11 protein-coding genes are annotated in these 12,569 nt (G+C 72.3%); 6 read left to right on the forward strand and 5 right to left on the reverse strand.

The genetic code is table 11. The features are described from left to right. Positions 1-59: 59 nt before the first annotated feature. The 3 genes from D8Y23_RS11475 (at position 60) to D8Y23_RS11485 (ending at position 3,488) form a co-directional block, all read left to right on the forward strand. Positions 60-1,388, forward strand: a complete 1,329-nt coding sequence (locus tag D8Y23_RS11475; protein WP_128218262.1) for an FAD-binding oxidoreductase — start codon at positions 60-62, stop codon at positions 1,386-1,388. After that, complete coding sequence (locus D8Y23_RS11480) at positions 1,385-2,164, forward strand: creatininase family protein (RefSeq protein WP_128218263.1); 780 nt, start codon at positions 1,385-1,387, stop codon at positions 2,162-2,164. The genes D8Y23_RS11475 and D8Y23_RS11480 overlap by 4 nt, the downstream gene beginning before the upstream one ends. 115 nt (positions 2,165-2,279) lie before the next feature. Continuing rightward, positions 2,280-3,488, forward strand: coding sequence for an MFS transporter (locus D8Y23_RS11485; RefSeq protein WP_164878218.1), 1,209 nt, complete (start codon positions 2,280-2,282; stop codon positions 3,486-3,488). 38 nt (positions 3,489-3,526) lie between these two features. On the opposite strand, the gene D8Y23_RS11490 is transcribed toward D8Y23_RS11485, so the two are convergent. From D8Y23_RS11490 to D8Y23_RS11500, 3 genes are read right to left on the reverse strand one after another with little or no spacing between them, the layout of a single operon-like run. After that, positions 3,527-5,062: a tripartite tricarboxylate transporter permease gene (locus tag D8Y23_RS11490; RefSeq protein WP_128218265.1), complete on the reverse strand. Its 1,536-nt coding sequence runs from the start codon at positions 5,060-5,062 to the stop codon at positions 3,527-3,529. Between the two features lies 1 nt (position 5,063). After that, positions 5,064-5,651, reverse strand: coding sequence for a tripartite tricarboxylate transporter TctB family protein (locus tag D8Y23_RS11495; protein ID WP_128218266.1), 588 nt, complete (start codon positions 5,649-5,651; stop codon positions 5,064-5,066). Next, entirely contained in the window at positions 5,651-6,685 is a 1,035-nt protein-coding gene (locus D8Y23_RS11500) for a tripartite tricarboxylate transporter substrate binding protein (protein WP_128218290.1), read from the reverse strand. Before D8Y23_RS11500 ends, D8Y23_RS11495 begins: the two co-directional genes overlap by 1 nt. Before the next feature lie 121 nt (positions 6,686-6,806). Here D8Y23_RS11500 and D8Y23_RS11505 point away from each other — a divergent pair, with 121 nt between their 5' ends. Beyond that, positions 6,807-8,087 carry a sensor histidine kinase gene (locus tag D8Y23_RS11505; protein ID WP_128218267.1) on the forward strand — a complete coding sequence of 427 codons (1,281 nt, stop codon included), beginning with the start codon at positions 6,807-6,809 and terminating at the stop codon, positions 8,085-8,087. Then, positions 8,084-8,797 (forward strand): response regulator, encoded by a 714-nt coding sequence (locus D8Y23_RS11510; RefSeq protein ID WP_128218268.1) that lies wholly within the window; start codon positions 8,084-8,086, stop codon positions 8,795-8,797. The genes D8Y23_RS11505 and D8Y23_RS11510 overlap by 4 nt, the downstream gene beginning before the upstream one ends. A 163-nt stretch (positions 8,798-8,960) precedes the next feature. Here the strand turns inward: D8Y23_RS11510 and D8Y23_RS11515 are convergent, their stop codons facing one another. Continuing rightward, entirely contained in the window at positions 8,961-10,337 is a 1,377-nt protein-coding gene (locus tag D8Y23_RS11515) for an amidohydrolase family protein (protein WP_128218269.1), read from the reverse strand. 155 nt (positions 10,338-10,492) lie between these two features. After that, positions 10,493-11,494 (reverse strand): alpha/beta hydrolase, encoded by a 1,002-nt coding sequence (locus D8Y23_RS11520; protein ID WP_164878219.1) that lies wholly within the window; start codon positions 11,492-11,494, stop codon positions 10,493-10,495. Positions 11,495-11,768: 274 nt separating this feature from the next. Here D8Y23_RS11520 and D8Y23_RS11525 point away from each other — a divergent pair, with 274 nt between their 5' ends. Beyond that, positions 11,769-12,473 carry an SDR family NAD(P)-dependent oxidoreductase gene (locus D8Y23_RS11525; RefSeq protein WP_128218271.1) on the forward strand — a complete coding sequence of 235 codons (705 nt, stop codon included), beginning with the start codon at positions 11,769-11,771 and terminating at the stop codon, positions 12,471-12,473. Positions 12,474-12,569 lie beyond the last annotated feature (96 nt).

Here is a 12,569-nt window from a genome sequence, read left to right on the forward strand (position 1 = left end):
CGACCCCGTCGCGGCCCCGACACCTGGCATCCACCCACCCGCGTCACCCGGAGACACCCATGAGCGACACCGCCACCCGCGTCCTCTCCCTCGAGGACGACCTGCTCGACCTGCTCGGCCCCGCCGCCGTCAGCACCGAACCGCGCGTGCGCGAGCGCGCCAGCGTCGACGGGTCGCCGATGTCGCCGATCATCGCGGCCAAGCTCCCCCTCGGCCTCGCCGACCTCGTCGTGTTCCCGGCGGATGCCGAGCAGATCGCGATCGCGGTCGCCGCGGCCGCGCGGCACGGCGTGCCCGTCACCGTGCGCGGCAAGGGCACCGGCAACTACGGCCAGGCCATCCCCATGCGGGGCGGCCTCGTCATCGACACGACCCGCGCAAAGGCCATCGTGGAGGTCGGCGACGGCTACATCACCGCCGAGGCCGGAACCCCCATGGTGCTGCTCGAGCAGGCCGCGTGGGCCGCCGGCCAGGCGCTGTGGATGTACCCCTCGACCGCGCAATCCACCCTCGGCGGCTTCCTCTCGGGCGGCTCCGGTGGCACCGGCTCCATCGAGCACGGCTCGAACGACCGCGGCTTCGTCGCCGCGCTCGACGTCGTGCACGCCGACGGCAGCGCCGACATCATCCACGTCGAGGGTGACGACGCCCAGAAGTACGTGCACAACTACGGCACGGCCGGCGTCATCGTGCGCGCGACCGTGCGCCTCGAGCCGCTGCGCGACTGGCGCGGCCTGTGGGCCAGCTTCCCCGAGTTCTCGGGCACCCTGTCGGTGCTGCAGACCATCGGCAACCTCGACCCGACTCCGCGCCTCGTGTCGGGCGACGGCCCCGAGATCTCGGCATCCCTCCCCGCCGACGACGCGATCCCCGCGGGCCGGTCGAGCCTGCGCGCGATCATCGACGCGTCGCTCATCGACAACGTCACCGCGATCGTCGAGGGGGCCGGCGGCCGCGTCGAGGCCGTGCGCGAGGGGCCGCAGGCCAGCATCCGCCTGTCGATGCTGAGCTACAACCACCCCATCGAGTGGTACCAGAAGAGCCAGCCGCACGAGGTGTTCCACCTCGAGGTCGCCGGGGCTCCGCTCGCCGAGGACGTCGACGCCGTCGAGGCCGTCTTCGCGGGCGGGAAGCTGCACATCGAGTCGACGAAGGAGTACCCCATCGGCATGCTCGCCGCCCCGTACGTGAGCGAAGCCGACGTGTACCGCGGGATCGCCGACCTCAACGCGATCGGCGTGGGCGTGCACAACCCGCACCAGTGGAACGTCGACTTCAACGTCGAGCAGACCGCCGAAACCGCGCGGGTGACGGACCCGAACGGCCTGCTCAACCCCGGCAAGCTCGACCCCGACTACGCGGGCCCGCGCAAGGGCGCCATCCGATGAGCCGCCTGCTCGCCGAGCTCAGCGGCCCCGCCGCCGCCGAAGCCCTGACATCTCGCTCGATCATCGTGCTGCCCACCGGTGCCATCGAGCACCACGGACGGCATCTGCCCTTGGCGACGGATGCCATCGTCGCCGAGGCCTCCGCCACCGCCGCCGTCGCGCGGGCCGCGGCGATGGGCCTCGACGTGTGGCAGTTGCCGACGCTGTCGATCACGAAGTCCGACGAGCACTCGTGGGCGCCGGGCACGCTGTGGCTCACGCCCGAGACGATGATGCAGACGGTCGTCGACATCGGCCGATCGCTGCTGACGACCCGGGCGCGGACGCTCGTGTTCCTCAACGGCCACGGCGGTAATGTCGCGCTGCTCAACGTCGCGAATCGCGAGCTGCGCCGCCGCTTCGGGCTGCGCACGTTCTTCATGCCCGCCGCGCGCGTGCCCTCGTTCTCCGGCACCGACGGCGGCCCCGACGAGCACGGCACCGGCATTCACGCCGGGCACGGCGAGACGAGCATGATCATGCACCTGCGGCCCGAACTCGTGGATGCGTCGAGATTCGAAGCCACCGTGCCCGCGCACATCGGCGACTTCCGGCACATCGGCTTCAACGGCAAGCCCGTGACCTTCGGGTGGCTCTCGAACGACTTCGGCCCCACCGGCGTGCTCGGCGACCCGACGGGCGCGAACGCCGCCCACGGCGCCGAGCTCTTCGAGGACAGCGTGACGTTCGTCGTCGAGGCGCTTGAGGAGATCAGCCGATTCGACTACGTCGCGTGACGGTGTCGCGGCCGGCGCACGGGCGCGCACAACTCCTGCGGGAAGTGGGGTTTCGGCAGCCGCGGGCAGCGGGTGCGCCGATCCGCCGGAGTTGTGCTCGGCCAGGAGCCGCCGCGTGACCGCCGCGACCGAAGCGACCGGCGTCCGGGCCTACGGGCAGGTGCTGCGGCTCCCGGGGGCACGCGCGTTCGTCGCCGCCGGGGTCCTGGCCCGCTTCCCCCGCGCCACGCTGTCGCTCGGGATCATCCTCCTGGTCTCGGCCGCGACCGGCAGCTTCGGGTCGGCCGGGATCGTCGTGGCACCGCTCGTCATCGGCATGGCGCTGGCCGCTCCCCTGTGGTCGTCGCGCATGGACCGGCACGGCCAGACCCGTGTCATCCTGATCTCCCTCGGATGCCTCGTGCTCGCGGCATCCGGCCTGCTCGCCCTCGTGCTGACCGACGCCCCGTTCTGGACGTGGCTCGTCGCCGCGTTCGCGACCGGTGCCGCGACGCCCGACCTGACGTCGGCCGTGCGCGCACGGTGGACGGTGCTCGCTCCGGAATCGCAGCGGACCCACGCGCTGGCCCTCGAGACCATCGGCGACCAGATGGTGTTCATCTCGGGGCCGCCGGTCATCACCGCGGTCGCGGCGGCCGTGAACCCGGCGGTCGCGATGATCGGCTCGCTCACGCTCGGGGTGATCGGCGGCGTGTGGCTGGCGTCGCAACGCGGGACGCAACCGGCGGCGACCGGGGCGACCGGCGCCACCCGCTTCGTGTGGCCGCCGGCCGGTGTCGTGCCCGTCTCCCTCGGGTGCATCGCGCTGGGAGGGGTGTTCGGGGCGTTCGACGTCACGCTCGTCGGGTGGGCCGAAGTGGGCGGGCGTCCGTGGCTCGCCGGCCCCGCGTTCAGCGCGCTCGCCCTGGCGATCGCGGTCGGGTCCGTCATCACCGGTGCACGTGCCTGGCGCCTGTCGCCGGTGGCCCGGTACATCGGCTTCGCCGCCGCGGCGGCCGTCGCCGCCCTCGCCCTGCCGCTCACCCAGGGACTCACCCCGGTGCTGTTCTTGGCGATCCTGCTCCTCGGGCTGCTGCTCTCGCCCGTGATGATCTCCGGCATCCTCGTGGCATCCGCCCGCGCTCCCGAGGGCCGCGTGACCGAGACGTTGGCCTATCCGACCGCCGCGATGTCGCTCGGTGTCCCGATCGGCGGCGTGATCGCAGGGTCCGCCCTGGATGCCACGGGCCCCGCGACCGCGCTCGTCACCATCGCCGTGGCACTGGCGTGCACCTCGGTGATCGCCGCGGTGGGCGAGGCGGTGCTGCGACTCGCGCGGCGCTGACGCTGCCGCCGGGGCACCGCAGGCCGCATCGGCGCCCGTCAGGAGGCGTCGACGCTCTCCCGTTCCGGCCGCGACACCGGCGCCCGGCGCGCGACCACCCGGTTGCGGATCGCCAGGACCAGCACCACCGCGAGCACCGCGTAGATCGCCAGCGCGATCGGGCTCTGGACGAGGGTCGTCAGGTCGCCGTTCGCGCTCATCGCGGCATCCCTCAGGCTCGTCTCGGCGAGCGGCCCCAGCACCATGCCGATGATCAGCGGCGCGAGCGGGTAGTCGTTCGTGCGGAGCAGGAAGCCGAGCAGACCGATGCCCAGCAGCATGAGCAGGTCGAACGTGGCACCCGACGTGGCGTAGATGCCCAGGCCGCAGAACACCGCGATGGAGGCGTACAGGTACGGACGCGGGATGAGCAGCAGCTTCGCCCACAGCATGGCGAACGGCAGGTTCAGGATGAGCAGCATGACCATCGCGAGGAAGAAGCTCGCGATCAGCGCCCATACGAGATCGGGCGCCCGCTCGAACAGCAGCGGCCCCGGCTGCAGGCCGTACTGACGGAACGCCGCGAGCATGATCGCCGCGGTCGCCGAGATCGGCAAGCCCAGCGCGAGGAGCGACCCCATCGCCATGCCGGTCGTGGAGTTGCCCGCCGCTTCGGGAGCCGCGAGGCCGCGAATGGCCCCGGTTCCGAACTTCGGCGTGCGCCGTCTGGCATCCAGGCGCTTCTCGATGCCGTAGGCGAGGAACGTCGGAATCTCCGAGCCGCCTGCCGGGATCACGCCGAAGGGCAGGCCGATCGCCGTCCCTCGCAGCCACGCCGGGGTGGCCTCCTTCAGCTCCTTGCGGGAGAGCCACGGACGGCCGGTGGGGCGGATGAGGGACTTGTTCGAGATGTGCCGCTCGAGGCACGCGACGTAGATGACCTCGCCGAGCGCCAGCACGCCGACGGTCACGGTGATGAGCGAGATGCCGTCGAAGAGGTTCGGCGAATCCAGCGTGAACCGGGGCGCGCCGGAGACGCCGTCGATGCCGATCACCGCGATCCCGAGGCCGAGGAACAGCGACGCCAGGCCCTTCACCGCGTTGTCGGTGACGACCGACGAGGTCGCCGCGAAGGCGAAGATCGCCAGCGCGAAGAACTCGGCCGGGCCGAAGCTGCTCGACAGGTCGGCGAGCAACGGCGCGAAGAACACCAGGAGCACCGAGGCGACGATGCCGCCGATGAAGGCGCCGATCGCGGCGGTGGCGAGGGCCTGCGCCGCCCGCCCGTTCAAGGCCATCTTGTGCCCCTCGAAGGTCGAGGCGATCGCGGAGGCCTGGCCGGGGGTGTTCAGCAGGATGCCGGTGATCGAGTCGCCGAAGAGCCCGCCGAAGTACACCCCGGAGAACATGATGAACGCCGCGGTCGGGTCGAGCGAGAAGGTGACCGGCAGCAGCAGCGCCACCGCCATGGACGAGCCGAGGCCGGGCATGACGCCGACCGCGGTGCCCAGCACGCAGCCCACGAGCACCCAGATGAGGTTCTGCCAGGTGAGTGCGCCGGCGAATCCTTCGCCGAGGAGAGCGAGAACGTCCATGTCAGAAGCTCCATCCCAGGATGCCGGAGGGCAGGGAGAGTCCGAGCCCCATGTCGAACGCGATGTAGGTGAGGGAGCTGATCGTCACGCCGACGAACAGGGCGAACACCCACCGGGTGTGACCGAAGCCGCGCGCGACGCCCGTGAACAGCAGCGCCGCGGCGATGATCCACCCGAGGATGCCGAGCAGGAACGCGAAGACGAGGAACGACCCCACAACCCAGGCGAACGACCGCCAGTCGACGCCGACCGAGCGCTCCTCGGGGTCGGCGGGATCCGCCCGGTCCGCCGGATCGGCGGGGGCCGCCACGGGGATCTCGGCCAGAGCCCGCACCGCGCCGATGGCGAGGAGCACCGCGAAGACGTAGAGGCCCGCCGCGATGATGCCGGGGAAGAACTGCGGCCCGGGGAAGGCCGCGGACGGCGGCACCTTCATCGTGACGATGCCGTACACGAGGTAGGTCGCGAACGCCGCGAGCACCGCCGGCATGGCCAGCGCCTTGGCGATCCCGGACGCGCCACGCCCCCGGCGGAACCGCAGCCTGTTGCCCACCACCGCCGAGACGGACGTGGGGTTGTTGTGCGGCATCACAGGCCCATCTCCTCGTACAGGCGCTCGATCCGGGAACGTTCCTCGGCGAGGAACGCCGTGAGGTCGTCGCCCGTGATCAGACGCTCGGTCCAGTGGTAGCGCGCCCGGGCGTCGGCCCACTCGGGGGTCGCCGTCGACTCAAGCACGAGGTCGGTGAGGTCGCCCACCTGCTCGTCGGTCAGCCCGCCGGGCGCGGCGAGCATGCGCCAGTTCGTGAGGTTCACGTCATAGCCCTGCTCCACCGCCGTCGGGATGTCGACACCCTCGAGGGGCGCGTCCGCCACGAGGGCGAGCGCGCGCAGGCGCCCCGACTCGATCTGGTCGATGTTGTCGGGGTAGCCGCCCGATGCCGCCTGAGCGGTGCCGTTGAGGAGGGCCTGGATGGCCTCCCCTCCGCCGTCCGAGGAGATGTAGGTCATGTCGGAGGGCGGGATGCCGGCGGCGAGCGCCAGGTCGGCGACGACGAGCTGGTCAAACGACCCGCCACCGGTCCACGGGAGCGCCCGGGGGTCGGACTTCCACGCCTGCACCAGGTCGTCCAGCGTCTGGAACGGCGAGTTCGCCGGCACGACGATGACGTCGTACTCCTCGACCATGACGGCGAGGGGCGTGACGTCGTCCAGCGTCGCCGCGGAGTCGAACTGCACGGTCGCCGCCAGGAGCCCCGTGCCTCCGACCAGGAGGTTGTTCGCCTGACCGTTCAGCACCGACACATTGCCGAGCGCGATCGTGCCGCCGGCGCCCGGCATGTTCACGACCTGCACGTTGTTGACCAGGCCGTTCGCCTTCTGCGCCTGCTGCAGCTCGCGCGCGACCCCGTCCCACCCGCCGCCGGCCGCGGCGGGGGCGATGATCGTCATCGACGCATGGATGTCGTCGCCGGCCGCGGCCGAGGTGATCGACCCGTAGCCCGCGACCGCGATCGCCGACACGGCCACCGCTCCTCCTACGGCGCGACCGACCCATCGGTGCCGCCGGGCCAGGGGCGTGGGCGCCTGATCGCGGCCGGCGGGGGGCGTAGGCTCCGTCATCACAGCTCCTCCTTGCGAACGTCGTCGTCTCGCAGAATGTGACGACGCTCTCAGGAAGAGGGCGGCGCCGTCCCCCCGGGTCGCATTGTGCTCATATTGCGCGCGAGAGAATGTCCCTGCCATGCCCGACCTCACCCCCTCGGTTCCCGCCCGGGTGGTCCGGCGCGCCCTCGTCGTGCTGCCGAGCCTGATCGTGCTTACCGCCGTGGGGATCACGACGTTCATCGCCGCGTCGGTGCAGGAGCGTCACATCCGTGACGAGACGGCCGAGCGGGTCTACGACGTCGCGTCGAGCCTGGCCGAGCTCGACGAGGTGCGTACCGCCGTGGCATCCGTCTCCTCCGTCGGCACGGACGCGCGGCTCGCCGACGCCGGCGACCTGGCCGAGGCCACGGCGACCCTGCAACCGCTCGCCGACCTCATCGAGCGGACCACGGGTGTCTTCTACGTCGTGATCACCGACGACGAGGGCGTGCGCATCACGCATCCCGTGGAGGAGCAGCGCGGACGTCAGGTCGAGACGACCAACGCCAGCGTCCTGGCGGGCACGCCCTTCCTCGGTACCGAGACGGGACCGTCCGGCAGCTCCCTGCGCGCGAAGGTCCCCGTCCGAGACGGGGACGCGGTAGTCGGCATGGTCGCCGTCGGCGTGCTCGAGTCGAGCATCCTGTCCGATCGCGACCGCGCGCTCGGCGACCTGCTGCCCTGGGCGGTGGGCGCGCTCGTCGCGGGAACGCTCGCGTCGTCCGTGCTCGCCGCGGCCATCGAGCGACGCTTCCGACGCCTGGACGCGCTCGCCGCCGAGCAGGAGCAGACGGCGCGCACGATGGCGGCGCTCCGGGAGCAGGCGCACGAGTTCGGAACCCGCCTGCACGTCCTCCACGGGCTCGTCTCGCACGGCGACACCCACGATGCGCTGACCTACATCACGGACGCGATGCCCGGACCCGCCCCTCGCGAACCGTCGGACACACGCCTGGATGCCTCGCTCGTGAACGCCAGCATCGAAGCGCTCCGCGGCGAGGTGTCGGCGCGCGGCGCGCGACTCGAGGTGCGGATCGACCGCGACACCCCCATCGACGAGACGGTCGTGCTCGTCCTCACCAATCTGTGCCGGAACGCCGCCGAAGCCGGCGCCTCGCGCGTGCGGTGCACCCTCGACCTCGTCGGCGACGTGCTGCACGGCGCCGTCGACGACGACGGGCCGGGCCTGGATCCCCGCGACGTCGAGCGCGCGTTCACCCGCGGCTACACCTCGAAGCCCGACCCCACCGGCACCGGCCGCGGGATCGGGCTCGCCGTCGTGCGACGCGCGGTCACGGAACGCGACGGTGAGATCCTCGTCACGCGGTCGGCCTGGGGCGGCACGCGCTTCGCGTTCGAGATGGCGGCGCCGCGATGACCGACCGCATCCGCGTGCTCGTCGTCGACGACGACGCCGCCGCCCGCGCCCTGCACGGGCGGTACGTCGCGGGGGCTGCGGGGTTCGTCGTCGTGGGGTCGGCGGGCAGCGGGGAGGCCGCCGTGGAACAGGCACGCGTCGGCGTCGACCTCGTCCTGCTCGACATGCGCCTGCCCGACATCAGCGGGGTCGAGGTGCTGCACCGCCTCCGCACCCTCGGCGCGGAGGGACTGGACGTGCTCGTGATCAGCTCGTCGCAGGATCAGGTCACGGTGCGGCAGGCGCTCGCGGCGCACGTGATCGGCTACCTCGTGAAGCCGTTCACCGAAGAGACGCTGCGCCAGCGACTCGAGACGTACCGCGCGGAGCGCCGGGCGCGAGCAGAGGCCGACCGCGACCGCGCCCTGAGCCAGGGCGAGATCGACCGGCTCCTGACCACCGGCACGGTCCGGGTGCCCGCCCGGTCGGCCGCGACGTCGCTCCCGAAGGGCCTCGCGCCGGTGACCCTCGAGCGGGTGCGCGCCGCGCTCGACCCGGTCACTCTCGTCTCGGCGGCCGATGTCGCCGCCGCGTGCGGACTGTCGCGCGCGACCGCCCAGCGCTATCTCGAGTACCTCGTCGCGACCGGTGTGATCGACCTCGCCCACCGCTACGGCGCCCGCGGCCGCCCGCGCATCCTGTATCGGCTGGCCCCGCCCCCGCCGGCGTGAGCGCCCGCGGCGGTGGCGCGGCGCCGGGGCGCGGAGCGGTGGGGCGGCGCCGGGGCGTGGGGCGGCGCCGGGGCGCGAGACTGCACGCGCCTGACATCCCCCCTGCAGCCTGCAGCGGAGTCGTCAGTGGGATGCAGTCTCGGTGGGACGCGGCGCCGGGGGCCTACAGGATGACGCCGAACTCGTCCGCCAGCGCGGGCAGCTGCGTGTGCAGAACCTCCGACGCCTCGGCGGCGAGCGGGTTGGTCGAGACGCCGTCCTCGTTCACGAGCTTCCCGCCGACGTACACCTGCTTCAGGTTGCGCAGGCCGCACGCGAGCACGTAGCTGCGCACCGGGTTCCAGAGCGGGCCGACGTCCGGCAGCCGCGGGTCGACCACGACGAAGTCGGCGAACTTCCCCACCTCGAGGCTCCCGACGCGGTCGTCGACGCCCATGATCTCGGCGCCGCCGAGGGTGTGCAGACGCAGCACGCGCTCGGGCATCATCGACAGCGGGTCATGCGTGCGGGCGCGCTGCATGAACATGCCCATGCGCATGTTCTGCCACGGGTCGGCGACGTCGGTGCAGGCCTGGTCGTCGAGGCCCATGCCGACCTTCATGCCGAGGTCGAGCATCTCGGGCACGTGCGCGATCCCCGACGCCAGACGTCCGTTCGACGCGGGCTGCCACGACATCGCGGCGCCGCCGGCGGCGGCATCCGCGATGATCTCGGGCGTCGTCTGGATGAAGTGCCCGAACATCATGCCCGGGCGCAGGGCCCCGGCGTTCTTGTAGAGCTGGAACTTCGTCTGCTGGTGCTCGATCGCCTCGTACGTCTCGAGGAAGTGCGCCTGATTGGTGACGCCGAAGCGGTCCATGACCGCGACCTCGATCTCGGCGGCATCCGGCCTGGTCGACCACTGCACCTGCCCCATGATCGAGGCGCCGAGGGCGATGTCGGGGTCCATCGCCAGGACGTGATCGAGGGATGCCTCGAACCGGGCGAAGATCTCGTCGTCGGTGCCGACGGTGGCGTCGAGCGCGATCGAGTCGACGAAGCGGAGCCCGGCGTCGTGGCATCCATCCGCCTGACGCGTGTGCCACGCGTGGTCACGCAGGACGCCGCCGCCGTCGGAGCGCTTGCCGTCGACCATCGGTTCCCACGGCAGGAGCGGGTCGGTGAAGTTGTACGCCGTGGTCACGCCGTTGGCGAGGAAGTCGAGCGAACCGTGCAGGGTCGCCCAGTAGATCTGATCCGGCGAGGCGTTGTTGAGCACGCTGAACATCGACGTGCACCAGCCGTACAGCGTCTGGTCGACGCCGAGTCCGCGCGAGCCGCTCGTGAACAGGTGGCTGTGCGACGAGACGAATCCGGGAGCGACGAACTTGCCGTCGACGTCGAGCGTCTCGTCGGCCGTGAGCGACGGATCGGGGTCGCCGGCGCCGATCGCGGCGATGCGTCCGTCCTGGACGAGCATGTACCCGCGCTCGATGTAGCCGGGGTCGTCGGTGCCCGCGGGGACCGTGATGAGCCGTGCGTTCGCGACCAGGAGCGACATGTTGATGACGGTAACAATCGCGTGTTTCCGCGGTGTTCCGAGCGTGCGGCGGGGCGTTTGCGGGGTGCCGGCGCGTCGCGCAGGAGGACTTTCGGCGAGGGGAGGACAGATCCTCGCGTAAACGTCCTCCCTGCGCCGAATCTCCTCCCGCGGCCTCAGGCGAACGCCGCCCGCACCGCCGGCGCCACCGCCGCCAGCACCTCGTCGCGCGCGGGGGTCGAGGGGAACACCAGGAACAGGTGTGGTACCCCCTCCCGCCGCACGAACTCGACGGGAGTTCCGGATGCCGCCAACCGCCCGGCGTACTCCTCGGCCTCGTCCGACAGCGGGTCGACGCCCGCCGCGACGATCACGGCCGGCGCCGAACCGGCGAGCTCCGGCGCGCGCAGCGGCGCCGCCTCGACGGGCACCGGGGCCGTGGCATCCCGCCGCCCCACGGCCCCGTCGACCCGCGTGGGCACCGGGCCGGCGGCATCCCCGAGGTACAGCCGCCAGTACCACTGCATGCCGCGCGCGGTCAGCGGCAGGTTGTCGGTGTGCGCCCGGTAGCTGGGGCGATCGAGGTCGGGGGCGTCGAGCACGGGACACAGCAGCACCTGGACCCGGATGCCGGGAGCCCGGCCTTCGCGTGAGCGCAACGCCAACGCGGCGGCGAGGTTGCCTCCGGCGCTGTGTCCGGCGACCCCGAGGAGCGTGGGGTCGACGAGTCCTCCGGCCCCGGTCGCGGCGAACCGCAGCGCGCGGTCGAGGTCGTCGAGCCCCGCGGGGAACGGGTGTTCCGGCGCGAGCCGGTAGTCCACGCTCAGCACCTGCGCGCCCGTGGCCGCGGCGAGCGCGCGGCATAGGGCGTCGTTGTTGTCGAGGTCGCCCGCGACCCATCCACCGCCGTGGGCGAACACGAGGGTTCCGCGGCACCCGGCGCGCGGCCGGTACAGCCGCAGCGCGAGGTCGCCGTCGGCGGTGTCGATCGACTCGACGATCGCGTCGTCGGGGAGCCGCACCCACGACGGGTTCGCGCGGAGCTCAGCGATCCGCACGGCGTCGTCGCCCTCGGCATCCGTCGCTCCGGAGGGGATCGTGCCCGCGCGCGCCGCGAGCCGGGCGAGGTGCGCGCGCACGTCGGGGTCGGTGATCGCGGGGTGGACGCTGTCGCTCACGGTGCTCCTCGGGTGCGGGGTCGGGGCGATGCGTCAGGGTTGAGTGTCCGAGACACGCGGATGCCAAGCGACTCCGTCCGCGTGTCTTGGACACTCAACCGGGAAGAGGACCGCTCAACCACCGCCGCCGAGAGCGAGCGTAGGACCCGCGGCGCACCCGCCGGCCCCGGCGCGAGAGAGCGTTACGCCGCCGAAACACCGGCGTCGCGGAGGCGTCGCGGCCCGGGCGTACCGTGACGCCGACGGGCGCCCCGACGCCCGGGTGAGGAGTGCCATGTCCCAGCGCGTCATCGTGACCGGGGGTGCCGGCGGCATCGGCGCCGCCATCGTGGAGCGGTTCGCGGCCGACGGCGCGGAGGTCGCCGTGCTCGACCGGCGCGCGCCCGCGGGCGACTCGGCATCCTTCTTCCCGGTCGATCTGCTGGATCCGCTCGATACGCGGCGGGCTGTGGGTGAGGCGATTCTGGCGCTCGGCGGAGTCGACGTGCTCGTCAACTGCGCCGGGATCTTCCAACACGTGTCGCTGCTGGACATCACCGTCGACGACTGGGACCGCGTACTCGACATCAATGCCCGCGCGACCCTCGTCACGATGCAGGCGGTCGCCCCGGTGATGCTCGAGGCCCGTCGCGGCTCGATCGTCAACATCGCGAGCATGGCGGCCAAGCACGGCGGCGGCGGCGAGGGGCACTACGCCGCGTCGAAGGCCGCGGTCGTGGCGCTCACGCGCGCAGGAGCCCAGGAGTGGGGATGCCACGGCGTCACCGTCAACGCCGTGTGCCCGGGGTACGTGCTCACCGAGATGGGCGCCGACACCCGCTCCGCGGAGGACGTCGCCGCGTGGAGCGCGAAGTCGCCGCTGGGCCGGCTCGGCATCCCCGAGGACGTCGCGGGGGTGACGCACTTCCTCGCCTCCCCCGCGGGCGGCTACCTCACCGGCCAGGCGATCAACGTCACCGGCGGAATGATCATGCACTGATCCGGGATGCCACCCCTCGCCGTCGGCTCCCCGGGTCGGCAGGATGGAACCCGACGCAATCCGATGGCGCCGGTGCGACGAAAATCTCCTGAGTGC

Source organism: Microbacterium enclense, from assembly GCF_004022425.1.
Classification (GTDB): domain Bacteria; phylum Actinomycetota; class Actinomycetes; order Actinomycetales; family Microbacteriaceae; genus Microbacterium; species Microbacterium enclense_A.

Excerpts from the sequence above, each read along its gene's own strand:
- D8Y23_RS11475 (WP_128218262.1), top strand. The coding sequence starts at position 60 with ATGAGCGACACCGCCACCCGCGTCCTCTCCCTCGAGGACGACCTGCTC.
- D8Y23_RS11480 (WP_128218263.1), top strand. The coding sequence starts at position 1,385 with ATGAGCCGCCTGCTCGCCGAGCTCAGCGGCCCCGCCGCCGCCGAAGCC.
- D8Y23_RS11490 (WP_128218265.1), bottom strand. The coding sequence starts at position 5,062 with ATGGACGTTCTCGCTCTCCTCGGCGAAGGATTCGCCGGCGCACTCACC.
- D8Y23_RS11495 (WP_128218266.1), bottom strand. The coding sequence starts at position 5,651 with ATGCCGCACAACAACCCCACGTCCGTCTCGGCGGTGGTGGGCAACAGG.
- D8Y23_RS11500 (WP_128218290.1), bottom strand. The coding sequence starts at position 6,685 with ATGACGGAGCCTACGCCCCCCGCCGGCCGCGATCAGGCGCCCACGCCC.
- D8Y23_RS11505 (WP_128218267.1), top strand. The coding sequence starts at position 6,807 with ATGCCCGACCTCACCCCCTCGGTTCCCGCCCGGGTGGTCCGGCGCGCC.
- D8Y23_RS11510 (WP_128218268.1), top strand. The coding sequence starts at position 8,084 with ATGACCGACCGCATCCGCGTGCTCGTCGTCGACGACGACGCCGCCGCC.
- D8Y23_RS11515 (WP_128218269.1), bottom strand. The coding sequence starts at position 10,337 with ATGTCGCTCCTGGTCGCGAACGCACGGCTCATCACGGTCCCCGCGGGC.
- D8Y23_RS11525 (WP_128218271.1), top strand. The coding sequence starts at position 11,769 with ATGTCCCAGCGCGTCATCGTGACCGGGGGTGCCGGCGGCATCGGCGCC.